The following is a 24,000-nucleotide window of genomic DNA, read 5'->3' on the forward strand; positions in this document are numbered from 1 at the left end:
CCTGGGCGGCGGTTTTATTGACCTCAAGGTCAATAAAACCGCATCCCGAATCCCCTTTGTGGGAGCGAGCCTGCTCGCGATAGCGGTGGGTCAGGCAACATTGATGTTGAATGTCAGTCCGTCATCGCGAGCAGGCTCGCTCCCACAGGGTTTGCGCGTGCTTTCAGGAGCCGGCGCCGCCTTCGAGCTTGCGCCACAACAACCGCACATTGGCCTTGCGCACCAGGGCGCAGCGGTACAGGCGGATCTCCAGTGGGACGTGCCATTGCCCGCCGCCGCAGATCACCAGTTCGCCCCGGGCCAGTTCGGCGCGCACGCTCAGTTGCGGCACCCAGGCGATGCCCAGGCCCTCCAGGGCCATGCTTTTCAAGCTGTCGGCCATGGCCGTTTCGTAGACCGTGGTGAAACGCAGCGCCCGCTGGCGCAGCAACTGGTTCACCGAGCGACCGAGAAACGCCCCGGCGCTGTAGGCCAGCAACGGCACACTGGCCTCGCCTTCGAGGTCGAACAGCGGTTTGCCGTTGGCATCGGCGGCACACACCGGCAGCATTTCGGTCTGGCCCAGGTGCAGCGACGGGAAGATCTCCGGATCCATCTGCATCGCCGAATCCGGGTCGTAGAACGCCAGCATCAAGTCGCAGCCACCCTCACGCAATGCATGGACGGCGTCGCCGACGTTGGTCGCCACCAGGCGGGTGGCGATGTTCATGCCTTCATTGCGCAGTTGCGCGATCCAGCGCGGGAAGAAGCCCAGGGCCAGGGAGTGCGCGGCCGCTACCTGGATCACTTCGCCCTGCCCGCCTTCCAGATGATGCAAGTGGCGCAGCACCTCGCCCAGCTGCTCCACGACGGTGCGCGCCGTCACCAGAAACAACTGCCCGGCCGCCGTCAGCTCGACTGGCGTGCGGGAGCGGTTGACCAAGGTCAGCCCCAGCGCCGCTTCCAGGCTACGGATCCGCCGGCTGAACGCCGGTTGCGTGACGAAACGCCGTTCGGCCGCCTGGGAGAAACTGCGGGTAGCCGCCAAGGCACTGAAGTCCTCGAGCCATTTGCTTTCAAGATTCATCACGTTCTCCCGAAACATGCACCAAAACAGGTCACACGTCCGCCGTACCGCCGGCGTCACATCCGCATTATGCCGAATATGCATAGGGCAGTGTTTAACAGCATTGGCCCTTACGTTTACGAGAGCCTACGATCCACAGCGTTCCGGCACAGACCGGGTTCTTATCGAGATGATTTCCATCATGTCCTCCGCTGCATCATTCCGCACAGAAAAAGACCTGCTTGGCGTACTCGAAGTACCAGCACAAGCGTATTACGGCATCCAGACCCTGCGAGCGGTGAACAACTTCCGTCTCTCGGGCGTTCCGATCTCGCATTACCCCAAGCTGGTCATCGGTCTGGCAATGGTCAAACAGGCTGCCGCTGACGCCAACCGCGAGTTGGGCCAACTCAGCGAAGCCAAGCATGCAGCCATCAGCGAAGCCTGTGCCCGTCTGATCCGCGGCGACTTCCACGAAGAATTCGTGGTGGACATGATTCAGGGCGGCGCCGGCACGTCGACCAACATGAATGCCAACGAAGTCATCGCCAACATCGCCCTGGAGGCCATGGGCCACCAGAAAGGCGAATACCAGTACCTGCACCCGAACAACGACGTGAACATGGCGCAGTCTACCAACGACGCCTACCCGACCGCGATCCGCCTGGGTCTGCTGCTGGGTCACGATGCGTTGCTGGCCAGCCTCGACAGCCTGATCCAGTCGTTCGCCGCCAAGGGTGAAGAATTCAGCCACGTCCTGAAGATGGGCCGCACCCAGCTGCAGGACGCCGTGCCGATGACCCTCGGCCAGGAATTCCGTGCCTTCGCCACCACCCTGAGCGAAGACCTGGCGCGCCTGAAAACCCTGGCGCCCGAACTGCTCACCGAAGTGAACCTGGGCGGCACCGCCATCGGCACCGGCATCAACGCCGACCCGCGCTACCAGGCCCTGGCCGTGCAGCGCCTGGCAACCATCAGCGGCCAACCGCTGGTACCGGCTGCCGACCTGATCGAAGCCACGTCCGACATGGGTGCCTTCGTGCTGTTCTCCGGCATGCTCAAGCGCACCGCGGTCAAGCTGTCGAAGATCTGCAACGACCTGCGCCTGCTGTCCAGCGGCCCACGTACCGGCATCAACGAAATCAACCTGCCGGCCCGCCAGCCAGGCAGCTCGATCATGCCCGGCAAGGTCAACCCGGTGATCCCGGAAGCGGTCAACCAGGTGGCGTTCCAGATCATCGGCAACGACCTGGCCCTGACCATGGCGGCCGAAGGCGGCCAACTGCAACTGAACGTGATGGAACCGCTGATCGCCTTCAAGATCTTCGACTCGATCCGCCTGCTGCAACGGGCCATGGACATGCTGCGCGAGCACTGCATCGTCGGTATCACCGCCAACGAAGCGCGCTGCCGCGAACTGGTCGAGCACTCGATCGGCCTGGTCACCGCCCTGAACCCGTACATCGGCTATGAAAACGCCACCCGCATCGCCCGTGTTGCCCTGGAAAGCGGCCGCGGCGTGCTGGAACTGGTGCGCGAAGAAGGCTTGCTCGACGACGCCATGCTCGACGACATCCTGCGCCCGGAAAACATGATTGCTCCGCGTCTGGTCCCGCTGAAAGCGTGATCGATGCAACCACCGCTCACCAGGTCGAGGGACTAGACACCTCTCACCTTTTGAGGGCTTGGGGATTTTTTCCCCAAGCCCTTTTTTTGCCACTGCCAAGGAGGCCTTATGCCGAAAACGATAACACCGGAAGAAGATCGCAGCCTTCGGCAGCTCCTGAAAGGGGCTGTCGAAGGCTGCGATTTTCGTTAATTCCAGCACGTCGTTTCGTCGCTTGCACCACAACCGTGCAGACGGGCATCACACTGATAGGTATAGTGCCGCCCCTCTTCGCCATGTGTGGTCGTCGGTAGCGAGACTTAAACATGCGAAACCCGAACTAATAACAACCCGCGAATTGGACCGGGACGAAACCTCGCCTCACCTGTCAAGCCGTGCGCCGACGGATGTTTCGTGATGTTTCCAAATGGCCAGCATTTGCTTAAACAAAAAACAGCGAGGAATACTCATGCTCGAAGTCATCAACGACTTCCTCTCAGGGAAAGTGCTGATCCTGCTCATTGTCGGGCTCGGCGGCTACTTCACGATCCGCTCGCGTTTCGTCCAGTTCCGTCATTTCTTCCACATGTTCTCGGTATTCCGTGACAGCCTCAAGAGCAGCACCGACCAACTCAGCTCCTTCCAGGCCCTGATGCTCAGCCTCGCCGGTCGTGTCGGCGCGGGCAACATTGCCGGTGTCGGCATTGCCGTGACCCTCGGCGGCCCCGGCGCAGTGTTCTGGATGTGGGTAACCGCGCTGGTCGGCATGTCCAGCAGCTTCTTCGAGTGCTCCCTCGGTCAGCTCTACAAGCGCTGCGACTCCAAAGGCCAGTACCGTGGCGGCCCGTCCTATTACATCGAGCACGGCCTGCAGAAGCGCTGGTTGGGCATGATCATGGCCTTCCTGCTGTTGGTCACTTTCGGCTTCGCCTTCAACGGCCTGCAAGCCCACGCCGTGACCCACTCGCTGAACAACGCCTTCGGCCTCGACACCACCTACACCGGCCTGGGCCTGGCGGTGCTGCTGGGCCTGGTGTTCATCGGCGGGATCAAGCGTATCGCCAAGGTTGCGGACCTGCTGGTACCGGTCAAGACCCTGGCCTACATCGCCGTGACCATCTACGTGATCGTGCTGCAGTTCGACCACGTACCGGCCATGCTGGCAACTATCGTCAAGAGCGCCTTCGGCCTGGACCAGGCGTTCGGCGGCCTGATCGGCAGCGCCATCGTCATGGGCGTCAAGCGCGGCGTCTTCGCTAACGAAGCGGGCCTGGGCAGTGCGCCTAACGTAGCCGCCGTTGCATCGGTCGAACACCCGGTCGCCCAAGGCGTGGTCCAGGCGTTCAGCGTGTTCCTGGACACCTTCGTGATCTGCACCTGCACCGCGCTGCTGATCCTGCTGTCGGGTTTCTACACCCCTGGTTTCGAAGGCGACGGCATTGCCCTGACCCAGAACTCCCTGGCCGCCGTGGTCGGTGACTGGGGCCGGATGTTCATCTCCGTGGCCCTGGCGCTGTTCGTGTTCACCTCGATCCTCTACAACTACTATCTCGGCGAGAACAACCTGCGCTTCATGCTCGGTGAAAACCGCAAGGCGCTGATCGGCTATCGCGCACTGGTACTGGTGCTGATTTTCTGGGGCGCCATCGAAAACCTCAGCACCGTGTTCGCCTTCGCCGACATCACCATGACCCTGCTGGCGTTCGTGAACCTGATCGCGCTGTTCCTGCTCTTCAAGGTCGGCATGCGCATCCTGCGCGACTACGACGCCCAGCGTTCGGCCGGCATCAAGGTGCCAGTGTTCGACTCCAGCAAGTTCCCGGACCTGGACCTGGACCGCAAGGCCTGGCCAGCCACCCCATCCGCTCCGGCTGCCCAGCCTGACGCGGTGACCGGTGTGGCCGCAGCGCAACGCTGATCGGCAAGCCTGCCGCAAAAAACCGGGCGCATCCCCTGCGCCCGGCGTGACACAGCGTAAGGTCGGCGTCATGCTCGACCTTATGTTGGGGCAGCTCGATGAAGCTGCCGTTTTCGTCCTCGGAGAACGACCATGAATTCCTCGACCTACCCAGCCGCCCAGCACGTCATGGTGCTCTACACCGGCGGCACCATCGGCATGCAAGCCAGCGCCAACGGCCTCGCCCCGGCCTCTGGCTTCGAAGCACGCATGCGCGACTACCTGCACAGCCAACCTGAACTGGTCATCCCGCAATGGCGCTTCCGGGAAATGTCGCCGCTGATCGACAGCGCCAACATGACCCCGGCCTACTGGCAGCAACTGCGCGAAGCGGTGGTCGACGCCGTGGATGTACAGGGTTGCGACAGCGTGCTGATCCTGCACGGCACCGACACCCTGGCCTACAGCTCGGCGGCGATGAGCTTCCAACTGCTGGGCCTGCATGCCCGTGTCTGCTTCACCGGCTCCATGCTGCCCGCCGGCGTGACCGACAGCGATGCCTGGGAAAACCTCAGCGGCGCGCTGGTCGCCCTCGGCCAGGGTCTGGCACCGGGCGTGCACCTGTACTTCCACGGCGAACTGCTGGCGCCGACCCGTTGCGCGAAGGTGCGCAGCTTCGGTCGCCATCCATTCAAACGCCTGGAACGTCAGGGCGGCGGTGCCAAGGCCACTTCGCTGCCGGCGCAGCTGAATTACAACCAGCCGAAACAACTGGCCAACGTCGCGGCGCTGCCGCTGTTCCCGGGCATCAGCGCCGACATCCTCGACGGCCTGCTGGGCAGCGGCATCCAGGGTCTGGTGCTGGAGTGCTACGGCAGCGGCACCGGCCCGAGCGACAACCCGGCCTTCCTCGCCAGCCTCGCCCGGGCACGGGACAACGGCGTGGCGGTGGTGGCGGTGACGCAATGCCATGAAGGCGGCGTGGAGCTGGACGTGTACGAGGCCGGCAGCCGTTTGCGTGGCGTCGGCGTGCTGTCCGGCGGCGGCATGACCCGCGAAGCGGCGTTCGGCAAGTTGCAGGCGCTGATAGGCGCAGGGCTGCCAGTGGATGAGGTTCGGCGGTTGGTTGAGCTGGACCTGTGCGGCGAGCTTATCTGACATCCGCAAAACCTGTGGCGAGGGCGCTTGCTCCCAACATGAGCGGTCGCTGCGCGCCCGAGCGGGAGCAAGCTCCCTCGCCACAAAGCGGTACCTTCTTTAAAGTCAGGCATACAACTTGCTCTCATTCCCCGTCTCCCCAGGCTGGAAACGGACATGCTTCATTCCCATCTCACCACCCTCAATGCCGTCTCCCTGGTGCTCAACGCCTTCAAGCATGAGGGCCTACCCAGTGACGTATTGCTGGCCGGCAGCGGCATCAGCGCGGCGGACCTGAGCCGGGCCGACACGCGTATCACCACCAACCAGGAAATGCAGGTCTGCGCCAACGCCGTCGCCCACAAGCGCGACATCGGCCTGGAATTGGGGCGCAGCATGCACGTTTCATCCTACGGCATCCTCGGCTACGCCCTGCTCACCAGTGCCACCTTAGGTGACGCCTTGCAACTGGCGCTGCAATATCCGGCGCTATTGGGAACACTCTTCGAGCTGAACCTGGAGGAAGACGAGGAGGCGGTCTGGCTCAGCGCCAGCGATTATCGGGAAAATCCGGCCCTGGCCGCGTTCAACGCCGAGTTCTGCATGGTCTCGTTGAAAGTCATCTGCAACGACCTGCTCGGCCACGTGCTGCCCTTGCGCGCGGCGCGCTTCGAGCATCCGGCACCGGACTACCACGCCCGCTACGGGGCCCTTTTCGATTGCCCGGTGCGTTTCGATGCCGTCGACAACGCCTTTGCCTTCGACCACCACTGGCTCGACCAACCCCTTCCCCTGGCCGACCCCATCACCCATCACGCCATGGTCGAACGCTGCCGCAAGCAGAACATCGAATTCACCGGCCGCCAAGCCTGGCTGGGCCGCATCCGCCAACTGCTCGCCGCCCAACTCGACGCCGCTCCCGGCCTGGAAGGCCTGGCCGAACAAATGAACTGCTCCGCCCGCACCCTGCGCCGCCACCTCAAGGACTCGGGCTGCAGCTACCAGGAACTGTTGGACGAACTGCGCTTCGAGCGGGCCAAGCAAATGCTCTGCGAGGACCAACTCCCCATCCACCGCATCGCCGAACTGCTGGGCTTCAGCGAAACCGCCAGCTTCCGCCACGCCTTCGTCCGCTGGAGCGGCGTAGCGCCGAGCCAGTTCAGGCCCTAAACCCAGGGAAAACACCCACCCCCTGTGGGAGCGAGCCTGCTCGCGAAGCAATCCCCCAGACACCACATCCCATAAGCCCAACCACAACCCCTGTGGCGAGGGAGCTTGCTCCCGCTGGGCTGCGCAGCAGCCCCAATCCAACCAACGCATGTCTATCTGACAAACCACACCAACCAGCCCACGACGGCTACGCCGCCGAACGGGAGCAAGCTCCCTCGCCACGGATTGCAGCCCGCTCCTACCCGCGTCGTATCTCCTGACTGCCAGACTTCCGGCGGGCTACCCAACCTTGCGCCTTTGCCTACAACTACGCCAGAATCCGCCCGCTTGTGCGCCCAGGCCCTGGCTCCTATCGTAATCCCCGTCGCTGCACACTCAGCGACCGGGCTTGGCGGCCCGGAACACGAAAGGCGCAATACCCTCAAACATGATTGCAATGCCCCTGGCCTTGCATGCTCTTGTTATGACGGGTTGCGCAAGGATCCCCTCGGGGATGCCGGGTTCCTTTCGTTCCGGTCCGCCAACCTTGTGTAATCCGTCACCCCATCTGCTTGGCGGCAGACGGTGACGGTTCCTCTTACGAAAGGAGCACCACCATGTTCAAGATCACCCCCAATCCTCCTGAAGCAGACCCCACCTCCCCCTACGCCGACGGCATCAACGCCCAAAAACTCGACGCCGCCGCCAAACGTGCCCTGGATTTCTACCTATTACCGAAACCGGAAAAACCTGAAGCCACCACCCAACCGGGTCAGCTGTTCACCGTCGTAGAAGACGTCGACACCGAATGCCTGCTCGCCAACCTCAGCGAAACCCTGGCTTCGGCTGATGCGATGGTCAGTGACCTCGCATTCGAACTGGATGGCTCTCGCCGCCACGTTGCCCTTGGCATTCAACAATTGATCGAGCTGAGTTCGTTACTGGCAAACCGGGCACTGGATAATGTTGATCCGCGGTAGCGGTTAGCTTGTCTTAGTAAAAAAACCGGCGCATTGCGTAATATCAATCAGTTAAGGATCAAACGGCGCAAAACCTGTGGGAGCAATGCTTGCTCGCGATAGCGACAGACCTGTCAACATTGTGGCTGACTGACTTACCGCAATCGCGAGCATGCTTTGCTCCCACAGGAATCAGCCCTATTCACGACGATTCAGCTCCCAAGTAGATCTCTGGCTGAACCAGCTAGCAACGATTCGAAAGCCTGCCGAAGTTCCCTGCTCTTAACGTACCAGCGCCAAAGAGCCATTTCCGGTCAAACCTTTTGGCCATTTCAATCCCCTTTTGGCCTCTCCCACCGTTCTCCTGAACACCACCCGCCGCAAGACTATCCTCAACCGATCAGTCCCTTGCGGAGAACAACAAATGCTGACGATCTACTCAGACGATCACCACCTGCACCACGGCCGCTGTGAGCTCATGGACGGGCAGCTCATGCCCTGTTTCGAAATGCCCTCCCGCGCCGACCATGTACTGGAACGGGTCAAGGCTCGCGCGCTGGGCCCGGTGGAAGCGCCAAAGGACTTCGGCCTGGCGCCGATCCAGCGCATCCACACCCCCGCCTACCTGGAGTTCTTCAAAGGCGCCTGGGATCGCTGGGCAGAATACAACCGCGACGGCGACTTGCTGCCCTTCACCTGGCCGGCTCGCACCCTGCGCACGGTCATCCCGCAGAGCCTGCATGGCCAACTCGGTTATTACAGCTTCGACGGTGGCGCGCCGATCACCGCCGGCACCTGGCAAGCGGCCTACAGTGCGGCCCAGGTCGCCCTCACCGCCCAGGCCGAAATCCAACGGGGCGCGCGCAGTGCTTTTGCACTGTGTCGGCCACCTGGGCATCACGCGGCCAGTGATCTTATGGGGGGTTATTGCTATCTCAACAACGCAGCCATCGCCGCCCAGGCCATTCTCGACCAGGGCCATCGGAAGGTGGCGATCCTCGATGTGGATTACCACCATGGCAATGGCACGCAGTCGATCTTCTATGAGCGCAGCGATGTGCTGTTCGCCTCGATCCATGGTCATCCGGAAGCCGAATTTCCATTCTTCCTCGGTTATGCGGACGAGCGCGGCGACGGCGCTGGGGAAGGCTTCAACTTCAACTACCCTTTGCCGGCCGGTTCAGGTTGGGACACCTGGAGTGCTGCGCTGGAACAGGCTTGTACTGAAACCCAACGCTACGACGCCGATGTCATCGTCGTCTCGCTGGGCGTGGACACGTTCAAGGACGATCCGATCTCGCAATTCAAGCTCGACAGCCCGGATTACCTGGCGATGGGCAAGCGCATCGCGGCACTCGGCAAACCGACGCTGTTCGTGATGGAAGGCGGTTATGCGGTGGCAGAAATCGGCATCAATGCCGTGAACGTTCTCGAAGGTTTTCAAAGCGCCCAATGAGGAAAAAAGCATGAAAAGACTCAAGCGTTTGATGGTTCCCGCCCTCTGTACCGCGCTGCTCTGTAGCGCCGCCCAGGCTGAAGAGCGGACTTTGCGCGTCTACAACTGGTTCGACTACATCACGCCCAAGGCCCTGGAAGACTTCAAGGCGCAGAACAGCCAGATCAAGTTGGTCTACGACATCTTTGATACCAACGAGGCCCTGGAGGCGAAGTTGCTGACCGGCAACTCCGGCTATGACGTGGTGGTGCCTTCCAATGTGTTCCTTGCCAAGCAGATCGAGGCCGGTGTATTCCAGCCGCTGGATCGCAGCAAGTTGCCGAACTGGAATCACCTCGATCCCAAGTTGATGAAGTTGATCGAGGCCAACGATCCGGGCAACAAGTTCGCCGTCCCGTACATGTATGGGACCATTCTGATCGGCTTCAACCCGGACAAGGTCAAGGCGGCCCTGGGTGACAACGCGCCCGTGGACAGTTGGGATCTGATCTTCAAGGAAGAGAACATCAGCAAGCTCAAGCAGTGCGGCGTGGCGCTGCTGGATTCGCCTTCGGAAATCCTGCCCCTGGCCCTGCAGCACCTGGGTTTGGACCCCAACAGTAAGAAACCGGCGGATTATGCCAAGGCCGAGGCCTTGATGATGAAGATCCGGCCGCATATCACGTACTTCCACTCTTCCAAATACATGGCAGATATCGCCAATGGAGATATTTGTGTGGCGGTTGGGTATTCCGGGAGTTTTTCCCAGGCGGCCAATCGGGCCAAGGATGCCAAGAACGGCGTGACGGTGGACATGCGCCTGCCCAAGGAAGGCGCGCCGATCTGGTTCGACATGCTCGCCATTCCAAAAGGGGCGAAGAACCCGGATGACGCGTACACCTTCATCAACTACTTGCTGCAGCCAGAGGTGATTGCGCCGGTAAGTGATTTCGTGGGTTATCCGAATCCGAACAAGGATGCTACCGAGAAGGTGGATCCGGCGATTCGTGGCAATCCCAATCTGTACCCGACGGAGGCGGCCATGGCGACGCTGTATACCTTGCAGCCTTTGCCAAGGGACGCCGAACGGGCGCGAACGCGTGCCTGGACCCGGATCAAGTCGGGGCAATGATCAAGGAGCCTGCTCGCGGTGGGTCAGTCACCGGCAATGTTGGATGTGCCAATGCCATCGCGAGCAGGCTCGCTCCCACAGGTTCTGCGCCGAGCTTGAATATCAAGTTCACCGCCCATCCCATTGTGGGAGCGAGCCTGCTCGCGATGGCGGTGGGTCAGTCACCGGCGACGTTGGATGTGCCGATGTCATCGCGAGCAGGCTCGCTCCCACAGAGATTGGCATCGCCTGGCCCTTAACGACACGAGATACATAGTTACCACCTCCCCTGTTTCTTGCCCCACTAGCATGAGAATCCCGAAGCACTCAGCTTCGGGATTCCATTCATCGCGAGACAGGGAGACTCAGATGACAGCCACCTCTATCACCACGATCCTCAAGGCCGACACCAACCCCAGGGACGCTATATTGAATCAGTTGCTCGCCGGACCCACGTATCCGGAGGTCGCGTCCATACTTCTGCGCGACGGCCTCAAGAAGCTCTACCCCACGCTGAATCTTGACCCGCACAACACCGTGGTCGGCGAGCCGAGCTGGGACATTGTCGACGACGAGATCGTGCGACTTCCAACCCGCTATGAAACGCTCGCCGAGATGCTGGCCGGCCTGGTGAACGAAAAAAGCGATCCGATGCTGCTGATCGAAGGGTTGCATTACCTGACCGAGCTACCACTGACATCCCCGAGTGTGCATTTGCCTGTGCGCATCGACCAGGTCGGGCGCCTGATCAATGAGCTGGTGCCGGCCATGTTGACGGCCTGTCAGGAGCAACAACTGGCGTACTGGAATGCATCCGTTGGCGATTCCGGCCCACGCTGGCATGAGCTCTCCAGTACCCTGCGCAGGGCGTGGAACGTCGGACGCATCGAGGGCTGGACGACGACTGAATGCGACATGGCCAGGCAACTATTCCATTACCCCGACCGCAAGGACCGCAAGGAGAGCGACCCTTATGACACCCACGCGTATCTGATCGACGTCGACAAGGTGGATGGCCCGGAGGTGAAACGGCTGGGCGACAACTCGATCGTGGTCCTGATCGGCACCATCGAAGGCAAGGAAGTCATCCTCAAGTACTCGATCGTCAACGGTTACGAGAAGTTCGCTTCACAGCAGGCCCTGGGCCAGTCCCTCCCGCCCCATTTTGGTACGGCCAACTATCGCAAGATCCAGTGGCGACTGTTCGAGCCCGACGGCAACATTTTCGATCACAAGGCCTGCGGGATGATTGCCGAGCAGGTCAAGGTCATCGGGACCTCCCCGCAGACATGGGTGACCTACGAGCCTCCTGTCAACGGCGAAGAAGCCGATGAGGACGCGCTCGTGGCCTGGTTCCAGAGACAGATGCCCCATTGGTTGCTGGAGGCCTCGCCGTCCGATCAGACGCTGTTTGCCCAGTACATGAAGAACCTGTCGATACTCAATCAATCCCATGCCGGCAAAACCTACCTGGATGGGATTCCTGCCATCAAGGACTACGCGTCAAGCGAGCTGAAGAAACAGATGGTTCTGGACCACCCCGATGCCTCAACGCTTGACCTGAATGAAATCGAGTTCGAGGTACGCAGCCCCGTGATCTGGGGAAGCTTCGTCGTGCCCGGAAAGATCGACACCACCCGCTTCACCCTGGTCGAACTCGCCTTGCAGAACCTGATCGCCCTTCCCCTGGGCGACAAAGCCGTCCAATCCCTGGGCGAGAACGAGCTGCCCGAATGGATGACCGTGGCGTACATCGAAAACCTCATCACCCAAGTCGATATCGGTCGCACTTACCTCGAGTTGGTAAAGGGCAAACTGCTCGACGACCCGGCAGAGTCGAGCCGCCGCGAAAAGTTGTACACCTCGCAATTGCGCATCCAGCTGCCGATGCTGGCGCTGGAATGCAAAATCCGTGGGGAAGGACGCCTGGACGATAGGGGGCACCGCTACGTCGCCGCACTCATGGAACCTGATGAAGCCGATCGCCAGGTGGACGGAAAAACCATTGTCGTGCGCCAACTGGCCTTCGTGCCCGAACTGCAACTGGGTGACTCGGAAGACGTCGTGACCAATATGTTCGTCATCGGCCCCGAGGATGCGAGCGCCGGGCCTTGCCTGCTGTATCGCCCCATGCTGGAGCCGCAGTTGAGCCAGTACCCATCGTTCAGCAATCTGTTGTATGCGATCAGGCAAATCCCTTCGTTACGCCAATCGGTGCTGGCCTGGCTGCCTGACGGGGTGCGTAACGATTACGGCCGATTGGTTTTCCCGGACCTGCTGCCCTCCCCTTGGGGCATCGTGTCGTTCGTGACCGACCCGTTGACCTCCTTGGCCTATAGTGGTCCCGTGAGTTTGACCGACAAAACCCTGGGGACGGATTTCCTGCCACAGTTGTTCAAGGCCAATGCCGATGCCTTGGTCGAACTGGCCGATCGGCAATCGGTGTCCAACCAGGAAAATCGCTGGGAAACCTTCAAACGCGCGGGCTGGCTGATGTTCAACCTGACCTTGCCTTACCTGGGAACCGCCGTTGGTACCGCAGCCTGGCTCTGGCAAATCCTGGACGACGTCGACACGTTGATGCAAAACAAACCAGAGGCCGATCGACCGGCCAAGTGGGAGGCGTTCACTGACCTGCTGCTGAACATCGCGCTGGCGATCATTACCCACGCCATCGACCGCGCCAGGGCTGCCAGGAGTCCTCATCGGGTAAAAGCCCCGCCAGAGGTGCGCGAACTGGAAAACCTGCCAAAAACCCCACACAAACTGGTGATAGAGCAACTCGGAGCGCTTCCGAGTACGTCGCTGCCGACCGAGCACTACGAGACCATCCGTTCCATTGGCGCCTTGATGGGCAGATCGCGGGAAAGCGCACAGTTCATCGACACCTTCAGCATCGATGAACCCGCAGATCCGGGAGAGCTCCAAACCGAGGGCGTGCTCAGGGGGCTCTATGAGCAGACAGGTGACTGGTACGCGAAAATGGCGGGCAAGTGGTTCAGGGTACGGGTCGAAGGCGAGCTGGTCTCTATCGTCGACGGAAAAAATCCCGCCCGCGAGGGCCCTCCCCTGATGGGTGATGCCCACGGCAAATGGCACATCGACACACGTCTGCGGTTACGTGGCGGCGGGTCCAAAGGCGTCAGGCAGAAAGTCATCGCCGACGCGCAACGGCGTCGGATCGATCTGCTAGCTGCACTGAATCAATTCGAAGCAAAGAAGCCGCAGAACCAGAAAGCGCTGACGATGCAGGCCGAGGCAATGGACGAAGCGTCGGGCGCGGCCAGGGAAATCAAGCGCGATGTGTATGTCGCCACGCTGAAAACCCAGCGAGAAAACTACGAGCAAGCGTTGAGAACTTTGATGGAATGGCCACTTTTCCAGTCAAGGCCCGACTACCCTCGCACCCGACTTGGTTACCTGAACGCCCAGGTCAACTTCACGTTCGCCGAGTTGGAAGCTCTCCAGGAACGCTTCATTCCGGCCTTGGACAAAGCCAAAGGCTTGATCACGTCCGGGGTGAAAGTGCTGGAACAACAGCACATTGACGCCGCCGAGAGCATGGTCAGCGTCGGTGACGACATGATCGAGCGCCTGGACTATATGGAGACGCGCTTCACCGAACTGAAGAACGTCGGCTATGAAGGTTTCGAATTCATCCGGCGGCACCGTAAGAAGATGCCGATCTATACGGCCGCCGACCTTCGCCTGATCAAGATCGATATGTTTCGTCACCTGTGCCTGACGCTGGAAAGTGTCGAGTCGATGCCCGAAGGCTGGGAAGCGCTCAACCAGGTTGTCGATAACGCCACGGTCGCGTACCAAAGCCTGCGCGACGCCATCGATGAGCGCAGCGTGATCCGGCTGGATGAGCGGATAGATGCATTCGGTAGCCTGGCCGAGCAGTTCGCCGCCATCGACGAACACCTCCACTACCTGAGTAACGAGTACAAGAGCAGCGTGCGTCAGCCCCAACTCGCCCGACTGCGCACGGGGATCGCTACGCTTGAACAATGGACGTTGCGTCATCTGGCGACCGCCCTCGACGAGAGAAGAGATCGGCGAAACGCTGGTTCCCCGTATGAGCAACGCCCCAGGCCGAGGAAAAAGTTCATCCGAGCGCGCTTCTGGGGCCTGGTCAGCGGCGAGCCGCGTTTATCCCGATCGATGGAGGAAACCGATTGGCTCGATGTGAAGAATCCGTTCTCGGGAGACATCATCGTCACGTTCCATCGCAAGGAAACCGGCGAATGGATCCCGCATATGAAACCCGACGCCTCGACCTCCACCGTCCCGGCCTTGAACATCAGCATCACGAAGGGCAACGACCTGATCAACGGGCTGGCGGCGTTCAAGGCACAGATCGAGGAAACCGTGAACCAGCCCAGCAAGACACCTGCCGGCATCGGGATGATCCTCAATGCCCACGCAGGCAGGATGGAGAAAGTCAGCGCGGCCATCAAGAAGGCCCTCGACCAGGCGCAAGGCGTGACCTCAAACGAAACGTTCGAACTGCCGCAAGAGCAGCGACGCGCGGCCGAAACCTTGCGCACCCAGCTCGAGAAGGAAGCGAGCGCCCTGTATGTCCTGGGTTTCGAAACCGTCCTGAATGTCATCAAACAACGCCCGCCGACCATGAGCAGCATCATATGGCTTAAAAGTCGGAACCTGATTTCCATCACCAAACAGAAGAGCCGCCAACGTATCAAGTATCCACCCTACGGCTTTCTCGACCGGTATGAGATCAAGGACCTGAAAACCGGTAAAGCACTCTGGTTCGCGGACTTCCGTTACTCGACAAACTGGGTGCCGGCCTACACATTCCTGTCCGCACGCTTGAAAACAGTTGCCCAAGCCAATCACAGGACCACCGTCATCGCCGGCACCGAATCCCTCAACCAACGTCAACTGATCGACCATTACCGCGCTGAAATCGCCGTTGATCAGGCCAAGACCGTCTTCTTTCAAAAATCGCGTTCCTGAATGCAAAGCCGGGCATCTGCTGATGCCCGGCACCACGCCTCAGCGCTTCCAGGCTTTCATCAGGCGCGCCAGCGCGGCAGCGATCGCCGCCGGTGGCACCGCCGCGAAGCCCAACACCAACCCGCCACGGATCGGCGAGGTGGTGGTGGGCAGCCAATAGTTGCTCAAGCCGTTGACTTCAACCCCCGCCGCAGTCGCCTGGGCGATCAATTCGCGCTCACGTTCGATGCTGTCCACCGGCACCGTGACATGCAGCCCGGCCACGACGATCGGCATTGCGCCGACGCCTGCAATGTTTCTGGGCCAGCCCGCCAGCAGCGCATCACGCCGCGCCAATGCGGCCCGGCGCATACGCCTGATGTGCCGCTGGAAATGACCCGCCGCCATGAACTCGGCCATCACCGCCTGGGTGCTGACTTCGGAGTGACGCACATCCACGGCACGGCGACGGGCAAAAGCGTCCACCAAGTCAGGAGGCAGCACCAGGTAGCCAAGGCGCAAGGCCGGGAACGCCACCTTGCCGAACGTCCCGACGTAGAGCACGCGCCCCTGACGGTCCAGTGCAGCCAGTGGGGCCAGCGGCGCGCCGCTGTAGCGGTATTCGCCATCATAATCGTCCTCGACGATCCAGCCGTCGTTACGCTCGGCCCAGGCCAGCAACTCCAGCCGCCGCGCAAGGCTCATGACGACCCCGGTGGGATATTGGTGGGACGGTGTCACATACGCCAGCCGACAATGCTGCAACGAGGCGAGCGCAGTGCAGTCCAGGCCATCGGCGTCCACCGGCACGCCCCTCACGTCGGCACCGGCCACGGCAAAGGCATGCCCGGCTGCTCGATAGCCCGGGTTTTCCACCGCCACGACGTTTCCAGGGTCCACCAGCAACTGTGCACAAAGGCTGATGCCCTGCTGCGCGCCACTGGTGATCACAATTTGTTCAGCCGTGCAGTGCAAGCCACGGGAACTGCGCAGATAAGCCGCGATCAGCCCACGCAAACGCGCATCGCCCTGGGAATCGCCATAACACAGCTGCTGCAAATCCGGTTTGCGCCAGAAAGCCGCGTTCAGCTTGGCCCAGACGTCGAAAGGAAACAGATCGAAAGCCGGGACACCCACCCGAAACGCTCGCGGCGGCCCACTGGGAGGCGGCGGCAGATGGTGATTTTCGACCCGCTCCAATGCGCCGCTGTGGATAACTTTACTGGATGAAATCACAGGCAAATCCAGCCAATCTGTGGATAAACCCGTGGATAAGCCTGTTGAAAACCCTGTGGATATTTTTGTGGATATGTTTTCCGGCGCAGACCCCATCGCGAGCAGGCTCGCTCCCACAGGGATACGCATTTCAATGTGGGAGCGAGCCTGCTCGCGAAGAGGCCGGCCTCGTACCAAGGAAGACAGCTCTGCCACATAGGTACCGTCCCCCACCCGCCCCTCGATGAAACCCTCGGCATAAAGCTGGTCGTAGGCCCGGACCACGCTGTTACGGGAAATCGACAACGCCGCCGCCAGGTCACGACTGGCCGGTAGCCGCGTGCCGCTACCCAAACGTCCATCCAGCACCCGTGCCCGCAGCGCCTGGTAAAGCTGACGGCTGAGGCCCTGACGACGATCCAGCTCGATTCCAGCAGGGTTGAACGACAATGGCGGCACGGCGTTGCTCATGACAACCCTCGTAAATGGACCTATCGAATTGGTCTTAAGTGGCTCTTACAACAGACCAATAGCCTGCCTAGGATGCTCGCATTCGCCAAGGAAAATCGTCATGTACAACCCCAAAGCCTTTGCCGTCGAAGACCTGCCCCAATTGCACCGGATGATGCAAGCGTGTCGCCTGGCCTTGCTGGTCACCCACGGCGAACATGGCTTGCAGGCCAGCCACCTGCCGCTTTTGCTGGACACCCGGCAAGGCCCCAACGGCAGCCTCTACGGGCACATGGCCCGGGCCAATCCACAGTGGCGCGACCTGGAATCCGGGGCCGAGGCGTTGGTGATTTTTGCCGGGGCCGATGCCTACGTCAGCCCGGCGTTCTACCCCGGCAAGGCCGAACACGGCAAAGTCGTGCCGACCTGGAACTACCAGGCCGTACACGCCTATGGCAGCGCCGAAGTGTTCAGCGATGCCCATCGTCTACGCAATCTGGTGAGCGCGCTCACCGACCGCCACGAAAGTGGCCGTGCCCAGCCATGGAGCCTCGGCGATGCGCCGGCGGAGTACATCGACAGCATGCTCAAGGCCATTGTCGGCTTCGCCCTGCCCATCCAGCGCCTGGAAGGCAAGCGCAAACTCAGCCAGAACCGCGCTCCCGCCGACGTCGCAGGCGTACGCCAGGGATTGGCGGCCAGCCAAGATCCCCAGGACCAGGCTGTCGCACGCCTGATGTCCGACTTTTCGACCAAGGAGTGAACATGAGCCAGATCCAGATCCGCCCCGTTACCGCCGACGATCACGCCGCGTGGCTGCCGTTGTGGCAGGCCTACCTGACGTTCTACAAGACCGAATTGCCGGACGCGGTCAGCCAAAGCACCTGGCAGCGCTTGCTCGATGAGCGCGAGCCGACTCATGGGGCCCTGGCCTGGCGCGGCGACACGGCCATCGGCCTGGTGCACTTCATTTATCATCGGTCCAATTGGAGCATCGAGAACTCCTGTTACCTGCAGGACCTGCTGGTCACGGAGCAAAGCCGTGGCACCGGTGTCGGTCGCCAGCTCATCGAGTTTGTCTACGCTACCGCCAAGGCCGATGGCTGCTGCAAAGTGCACTGGCTGACCCACGAAACCAACGCCACGGCGATCCAGCTCTACGAGCGCATCGCCGAGCGTCCCGGCTTCATCCAATTTCGCAAAGCTTTGTAAGGAGCGCCGCATGTCGACTTCACTCGCCAATTGGAAAGGTGTTACGGCACCGTCCACCCAATTGATCGAAGGGCGCTTCATCCGCCTGGAAAAACTCGATCCGGCACGGCATGCCGACGGTCTGTGGCAAGCACTGGAAGGCCCCGGGGCCGACCCGAAACTCTGGGACTATCTGCCCTATGGCCCCTTTTCCGAGCGCAAGGCATTCGATGCCTGGCTGGAGAATCATGCGGCGAACATCGATCCGTATTTCTTCACGGTGATCGACCGCGCCAATGGCGAGGTACAGGGCATTCTCAGCCTGATGTCCATCGTGCCGGCCCAGGGTCGCATCGAGATCGGCCATGTGACGTTCGGCGCCTCCATGCAGCGCTCGCCGAAAAGCACCGAGGCGGTTTACCTGCTGGCGAAAGAGTCCTTCGCCTTGGGTTACCGGCGCCTGGAGTGGAAATGCAACAACGCCAACGCCCGCTCGAAATACGCAGCCGAACGATTGGGGTTCACGTTTGAGGGTGTGTTCCGCCAGCATATGGTGGTCAAGGGACAGAACCGCGACACCGCGTGGTACTCGATGCTGGATTCGGAGTGGCCGGTGATCGGCGCGGCCTTCGAGCAATGGCTCAGTGAAGAGAATCAAAACGAGAACGGACAGGTGCGTAGCCTGGCGCAATGTCGCTCATCACAGTGAGTGATGGATGATCGCCACCGCGAATCCCTTCGCGATGGCGATCGATCAAGGCAAGCTATCAGGACTCAGGCGGTTTCCGGGTGGCCAGGAAGGGCTTAAGCACCTCGGGCGTCACCGCACTTCGGGCATAGGGCCAGGCCCATTGCGGTATCGATCCATGAGCGCTCACGTAACTGGCGAAATCCAGCCGACTGTGCCCCGCCGGGCTCTGCGAGAAATCGAAATTATGGAGAAAGTACTGGGCCTGTCTTTCGCTCATGGTGTACGACCCCATGATCAACTGATGCGCCCGGGCCTCTTCATTGACCAGGCTGTCTATCAACGCCTCCGTGAAAGCCGACTCGCTGTTGAGCGAGCCGGGCCGCCCCAGGGCGAATCGAATATTGCTGTCGCTGAATGCCGGGCCCGTCAAATCCTGCCAGATGGCCCTGGCGCTTTCCCGCGAGATCCCGCGCATTGCACGAATGGACATCCACAGGTTCGGCCTGCTGAACAGGATCGCCACCCGGCTGTTGGAAAGCCGCTGCCCTGGCGCAGTGAACAACCTGGCGACAGCCGACAGGTCACTGTCCTTGAAGTACCGGACCTCCTGGAGAAAGTTGAAGAAGTCCAGTAAAGCCTGCCGATGCGTGAACAGACTGTTCAGGTTCCAGTCATCGAACGGTCGCATCCAGTTGATATCGACGCCGGCGTACCTCGTCAATTCGTCATAACGACTACTGACATAATCGCCGATGAGCTGAAGTCGCATGTTGGATATGCTCGGGTTGCGTATCCATTGTGAAAGCAGACTCACGGGAAACAGGCCACCCAGGTTGGAAGCGATCACCGGAGACTTGAGAAGAATATTTGCCCGCGTCTGCAACATAGGAAATCGCTCGAGCGCCACGGTGAGCAGGTCGGCCAGGTCCTCGGCACGGTCGTAATAAATGTGCTGCTCCAACAGCTCCGAGTCGTCATCCATGGCATTGCCGGTCTCTTGCTCGTACCGTCTCTTGACCTTTTTCAAATCATCACGATCCACCAGATAGGCACCATTGAGCAGGTCCTCCAGCTGCGTATCGTCGAGATGACCATGCAGAGCGTCATCGTAGAGGACATATGCCAGACTGTTCTTGGGATGGTGATCGGTCAGCTCTCGGGCCCTGACCCCGTATTCGAGCATGATATGAATCACGTCCTGGGAGAACATGAGGTGTTCATTGTTGAGCAGTTCTTCAATCTCCGAGCTTTCGACGGGGCGCAGTAGCGTGTCCTCGAAGAAGGTCCGCACGGATCGATCGCTTTGCATGTAGTAAGGAATGCTGCTCAGTATCGGACGACCCGGAGCCCGGGGTGACAAATAGCTACCGATGTGTTGCAGGATCTCGGGTGGCAAGTCGGCTTGCCGGGCCTGGTTCAAGGTCCTGCGCACCATGTCGTCGGCATACAGGTTCAAGAAATGCACCAGCGGTCGAAACAGGTTATGCGGGTTGCGCATGCCATAGACAATCTGACTCACGTCATACACCGCGGCCTTGCCCAACAAGCGCTCCAGGGAGCCTGCGTTATCCGCCAGCGCCTGCTGCAAACCGGTGGGCGGCGACACCAGGTACTGACTCATTTCCGGGTGCAGATCGATATAAGCGGCGGTTTCATTGCGCAGCCCTTGCATCGAAAACGTTGGCCGGGGTTGCCCCTCGTTCAGTCCCCGGGCGACGGCATTGAAGAAACAATTGCCGTCGGCATCGAACGTGACGTCAGTGTTATCAGCCAGCCTTAACGTGTAATGATTTTCACCGGTGCGTATCAGCACCACGTCAGTGTTGGACCTGAGCGGGTGCGCGCCCGTCGGATAGCCGCTTTCCTCTTGCCCGGGGGTGAAGCGTATCGACCAGTCCTGGCGTCCACGCCGTTGATCGATGATCAACAAGCTGCGATTTTGCGGCCAGCTTGGAACACGAGTGATGAGTGACGGGACCAGATCCATGATCTCGACGTCCCACTCGTTTGACGTGCGGATCAGATCGGCCACGGCGCGAAGCGATGTCGAAGGTTGCTTAGGGGCTGACGGGCCCGGTTGAGGCGGTCCCCCGCTCGGGCGTTTGCCCCCTCCGCCCAGGCCAAAGCCCACGGCGTGCCACTGGCCATCGGGCGCACGGGCCACCGTGCTCCTCATCACCCCACTGGAGCGGATGTTCAAGCCCGTCGCCGGGTCGACAATGGTGGCCTCTATGGCCTTGAGCGGCGTGTGGTCATGGACCCGGAAGACCGTGCCATCGGGTTGCTGCACATACACCTGGCGGGCGGTGCGTCCCGTGGCGCTGTCCGTGATCGTGGGGCGATAAAAACCTCCGGCATCGGCGCGCACCCCTCGGATCACCGTGGTATCCGCCACGGCATAGCGGTGATAAAGCGCTTCTTCCAGGGGCAAGCCAAACCGTGCACCTGTCTGATTCTGTCGAGCCGTTATCGCCAGGAAAGAGGAACGCCCTCGCACGTTGACGCTCACGCCACCAAAGCCGACAGCCCTCCGGGTGTTGGCCACCGCATGGACGAACGCCAGTGTCGTCGTATTCGTTGGCACGGCACCGGTCCTGAGCACCAACAGGCCGGTCCTGACGGCACGGGTCAGCATCTGGAAGCCGGGGATCAACAGCAGGCCGGCAAGGTCCATGACAATTTCAACCACCATCATCACCAACCGCGCAACGGTCTGCAGACCGATGTCCCGATTGCTGTTGGAGCGGTGATCCGCGTAGGCGCTGTGGAAGTTGACGTGGGCCCGGTGAAAGTGCTCAAGCCAATCATCGGTGATCAGGACGCCATGAATCAGGGGACGCCCCCGGTACTGCCCCAAGGCGCGCTTTATCTCCTGTGGATCGAGGGCGGAGATGCGCGAGCGGAAATACGCTCGCCACTCTTCCTGTTGCAGCAGTCCGGTAATGCCATCGCTCAGGTCGGAAAACTCTTGCAGATCATTGCCCTGGGGGCTGTCCGGCAAATACACGCCCACAGTGCCCTTGATGTCCGGCCCAGGCTGGTCTGAAAAAATCAGTACGCCATCGATGCCGAGCGCGTTGCGCGGCGTACCACCTTGCGCGCCGACACTGCCGCCCAAGAGAAGACCGTAGACATGGACCCTGCGCCCGCCCACCCATGCCCGATTCGCCGGCGTGGGTGATTGCAGGACCGCCTCCAGCCAGCTAGCCAGCAATTTGCGCGAATGGGCTGGCTTGGCAACCGGATCCGTCACTCTGGCCTGGAACACCGCGTCGCCCCTGAGTGCAGCCTCATAGCCCTTGAATTCCAGGTGGGCCAGGTATGACGCCTGCCAGGCCGCCTTGTACCGAGGTTCATTCATTTGCTGGCGCAGCAGGATTTCATAATTGCCACCGACATCGAGGCTGGCCGCCATCCTGGCCAGTTCACTCCCAGTCACCGTGATCAGGAAACCGTTTTCCGGATGCCGGATACGTTGACCGTTTTGATCGAGAAGGTAGACAGCCAACACTTCGCGCATGGCGTTCGGGTATTGCTGTGCCCGCAGATTGTCGAGCATCAATTGGGTCAAGCTACTGGTACGGGATTGCCTGGGGTTGACCCGATCACCGTAGAACAGCCTGACCTGGGTCTGGTCCGGATCTACGTCGATCTGCGGGTGGATGGTTTGCTGGAGGTACTGCTTGATCTTCCGGCGAGCGAACTGCACCAGCGTTGGAATATCGCTGCCCAGTGTATAGACGGCATCGAATACCTTTGTTTCGAGACGGCGATAGTGGGCTCGCTCGGCAAACGTCGCGGTCTTGTAGAAGCGGGGGCGACGATTTTCCACCAAGGTTTCCTGACGAGCCACCAGTGGCCCGGCCAGTGACAACAGGGGCAAGCCAAGGGCATCTTCGGTTTGCCGGGCGAAATCACTCACCGTCGCCGTTGCGTTGCCTGGCGCACCCAGGACTTTCTCCAGCGCCGCACTTTGCATTTGCAGCAGGTCGGCCGCCGCCACTTGAAAAACATGCCCGGACAACTCGACGGAAATGTCCTGGATCTTGTACGCATGGCCCTCAAGGATGGGAAATACCTGCCTGACCATATCCTGGAATGTATTGAATCGCTGAAGTCCGTGCTCCAGGGAATAGAGGAACAGCGATGACCGGTCGGTAAACTTGATCGCCATCGCGGCTGGCCATTTTTGCGGCTGCGCGGCGCCGCTATCGAGCCTGACCGCATAGACATGGGGAATCGGTGCTCGCAACAGGCGGTTTCTGTCCGCCTGGGAAGGATGGGTGGTAATGATGTCCAGCAGGCGGTCTTCATCGCTTTGCTGGATTCGCTCGCCCTGGCTGAGCTGAGCGGCAGGATCCCGGTCGGCTTTGTACAGGTCGAACAAATGCAGGAAGCGCCGGGACAACAACTGCGCGAGAGCAGCTTCGGTCGTGGAAGACGCCGCCACGCCCGGCAACACCTCCCAGCCCTTGCGCCGGCGAAAGAGCGCCAGTTCGTCACGGAACTGCCGCTTCATCCGTTCATTCGTGATCGGCTGGGCAAGATAGAACGCGGATTCCACGGCCCTCAATGTGTCCTTGTCCAGCGGTCCGGCAAAAAGGCTGTCGGCCTCGTCCAGGGAGTCCGGGCGGGTGAAGAACCCGACGCCGCCGTTCTGGAAGTCAGGCGCCGTGTCGCTGAGCAAACTGTTGCGCATGACGTGGGTAAAGCTGTCCGAGGAGGTCAGCACGGCTCCACCGGCCTGGTTCGTGGTGAAGCGGCTCACATAGCATTGATCCGGTTCGATGTCCGGGAGCTGCGATGCACGAAACTTCCTGGCGGGGATCCTGGCCTTGAGCTGGCCGACCAGCAGCGCGCCCAGCACCCTGTCGAAGGTGGGAACGGCGGCGAACAAACGGGCCAGTTGTGCCTGGTGGGTGTCCAGCAAGTCCAGTTGCCTGAGCTGTTCCTTCGCCTGGGCATCGATCGTTTCTGGTTGGAGTACAGGTGACGCAACACCCGGTTCATCTTGGGGGGAAATCGACATCTCAATGGTCCGGTTCTGATTGAAGAGTCCGGACCCTATCGCGCTGTTTGTCCCGAGATGACGTACATATGTATAGAAGGCTGTGAAACGGGAAGGGAAACGTAAGCTGATATTTATGGAGAG

Annotated in this window: 14 protein-coding genes; 11 read left to right on the forward strand and 3 right to left on the reverse strand. The window is 60.8% G+C overall.

The annotated features are described in order from the left end of the window. Nucleotides 1-163 precede the first annotated feature (163 nt). Complete coding sequence (locus N005_RS26425; protein ID WP_047703864.1) at nt 164-1,066, reverse strand: LysR substrate-binding domain-containing protein; 903 nt, start codon at nt 1,064-1,066, stop codon at nt 164-166. A gap of 181 nt (nt 1,067-1,247) precedes the next feature. Here N005_RS26425 and aspA point away from each other — a divergent pair, with 181 nt between their 5' ends. From aspA to N005_RS26465, 8 genes are all read left to right on the forward strand, one after another. Then, complete coding sequence (gene aspA / locus N005_RS26430) at nt 1,248-2,672, forward strand: aspartate ammonia-lyase (protein ID WP_047704176.1); 1,425 nt, start codon at nt 1,248-1,250, stop codon at nt 2,670-2,672. A 448-nt stretch (nt 2,673-3,120) separates the two neighbouring features. Then, a complete protein-coding gene (locus N005_RS26435; protein ID WP_047703865.1) occupies nt 3,121-4,569 on the forward strand; it encodes an alanine/glycine:cation symporter family protein in 1,449 nt (482 codons plus the stop codon). A gap of 132 nt (nt 4,570-4,701) precedes the next feature. Beyond that, a complete protein-coding gene (locus N005_RS26440) occupies nt 4,702-5,706 on the forward strand; it encodes an asparaginase (protein WP_047703866.1) in 1,005 nt (334 codons plus the stop codon). 156 nt (nt 5,707-5,862) lie between these two features. Continuing rightward, the gene (locus N005_RS26445; protein WP_047703867.1) at nt 5,863-6,855 is read left to right on the forward strand and encodes an AraC family transcriptional regulator; all 993 of its coding nucleotides are present in this window, start codon (nt 5,863-5,865) and stop codon (nt 6,853-6,855) included. A gap of 596 nt (nt 6,856-7,451) precedes the next feature. Beyond that, on the forward strand, nt 7,452-7,814 hold the full coding sequence (locus tag N005_RS26450; protein ID WP_024777854.1) for a DUF6124 family protein: 363 nt from the start codon (nt 7,452-7,454) through the stop codon (nt 7,812-7,814). Between the two features lie 403 nt (nt 7,815-8,217). Then, nucleotides 8,218-9,249, forward strand: a complete 1,032-nt coding sequence (locus N005_RS26455) for a histone deacetylase family protein (protein WP_047703868.1) — start codon at nt 8,218-8,220, stop codon at nt 9,247-9,249. Nucleotides 9,250-9,259: 10 nt separating this feature from the next. Continuing rightward, entirely contained in the window at nt 9,260-10,360 is a 1,101-nt protein-coding gene (locus tag N005_RS26460) for a polyamine ABC transporter substrate-binding protein (RefSeq protein ID WP_047703869.1), read from the forward strand. Nucleotides 10,361-10,708: 348 nt separating this feature from the next. After that, nucleotides 10,709-15,322, forward strand: coding sequence for a dermonecrotic toxin domain-containing protein (locus N005_RS26465; protein WP_047703870.1), 4,614 nt, complete (start codon nt 10,709-10,711; stop codon nt 15,320-15,322). Between the two features lie 39 nt (nt 15,323-15,361). Here N005_RS26465 and pdxR read toward each other — a convergent pair whose 3' ends face one another. Then, the gene (gene pdxR / locus N005_RS26470; protein ID WP_047703871.1) at nt 15,362-16,987 is read right to left on the reverse strand and encodes a MocR-like pyridoxine biosynthesis transcription factor PdxR; all 1,626 of its coding nucleotides are present in this window, start codon (nt 16,985-16,987) and stop codon (nt 15,362-15,364) included. Nucleotides 16,988-17,087: 100 nt separating this feature from the next. On the opposite strand from pdxR, the gene N005_RS26475 reads away from it, so the two are divergent. The 3 genes from N005_RS26475 to N005_RS26485 are packed head-to-tail and all read left to right on the forward strand — an operon-like array spanning nt 17,088 to nt 18,866. After that, nucleotides 17,088-17,729 carry an FMN-binding negative transcriptional regulator gene (locus N005_RS26475; RefSeq protein ID WP_047703872.1) on the forward strand — a complete coding sequence of 214 codons (642 nt, stop codon included), beginning with the start codon at nt 17,088-17,090 and terminating at the stop codon, nt 17,727-17,729. Between the two features lie 2 nt (nt 17,730-17,731). After that, nucleotides 17,732-18,178 (forward strand): GNAT family N-acetyltransferase, encoded by a 447-nt coding sequence (locus N005_RS26480; RefSeq protein WP_047703873.1) that lies wholly within the window; start codon nt 17,732-17,734, stop codon nt 18,176-18,178. A 10-nt stretch (nt 18,179-18,188) separates the two neighbouring features. Beyond that, complete coding sequence (locus N005_RS26485) at nt 18,189-18,866, forward strand: GNAT family N-acetyltransferase (RefSeq protein WP_047703874.1); 678 nt, start codon at nt 18,189-18,191, stop codon at nt 18,864-18,866. Nucleotides 18,867-18,924: 58 nt separating this feature from the next. Here the strand turns inward: N005_RS26485 and N005_RS29755 are convergent, their stop codons facing one another. Then, nucleotides 18,925-23,877, reverse strand: a complete 4,953-nt coding sequence (locus N005_RS29755; protein ID WP_231983254.1) for an OTU domain-containing protein — start codon at nt 23,875-23,877, stop codon at nt 18,925-18,927. Between the last annotated feature and the right edge of the window lie 123 nt (nt 23,878-24,000).

Source organism: Pseudomonas mediterranea CFBP 5447, assembly GCF_000774145.1.
GTDB lineage: Bacteria > Pseudomonadota > Gammaproteobacteria > Pseudomonadales > Pseudomonadaceae > Aquipseudomonas > Aquipseudomonas mediterranea.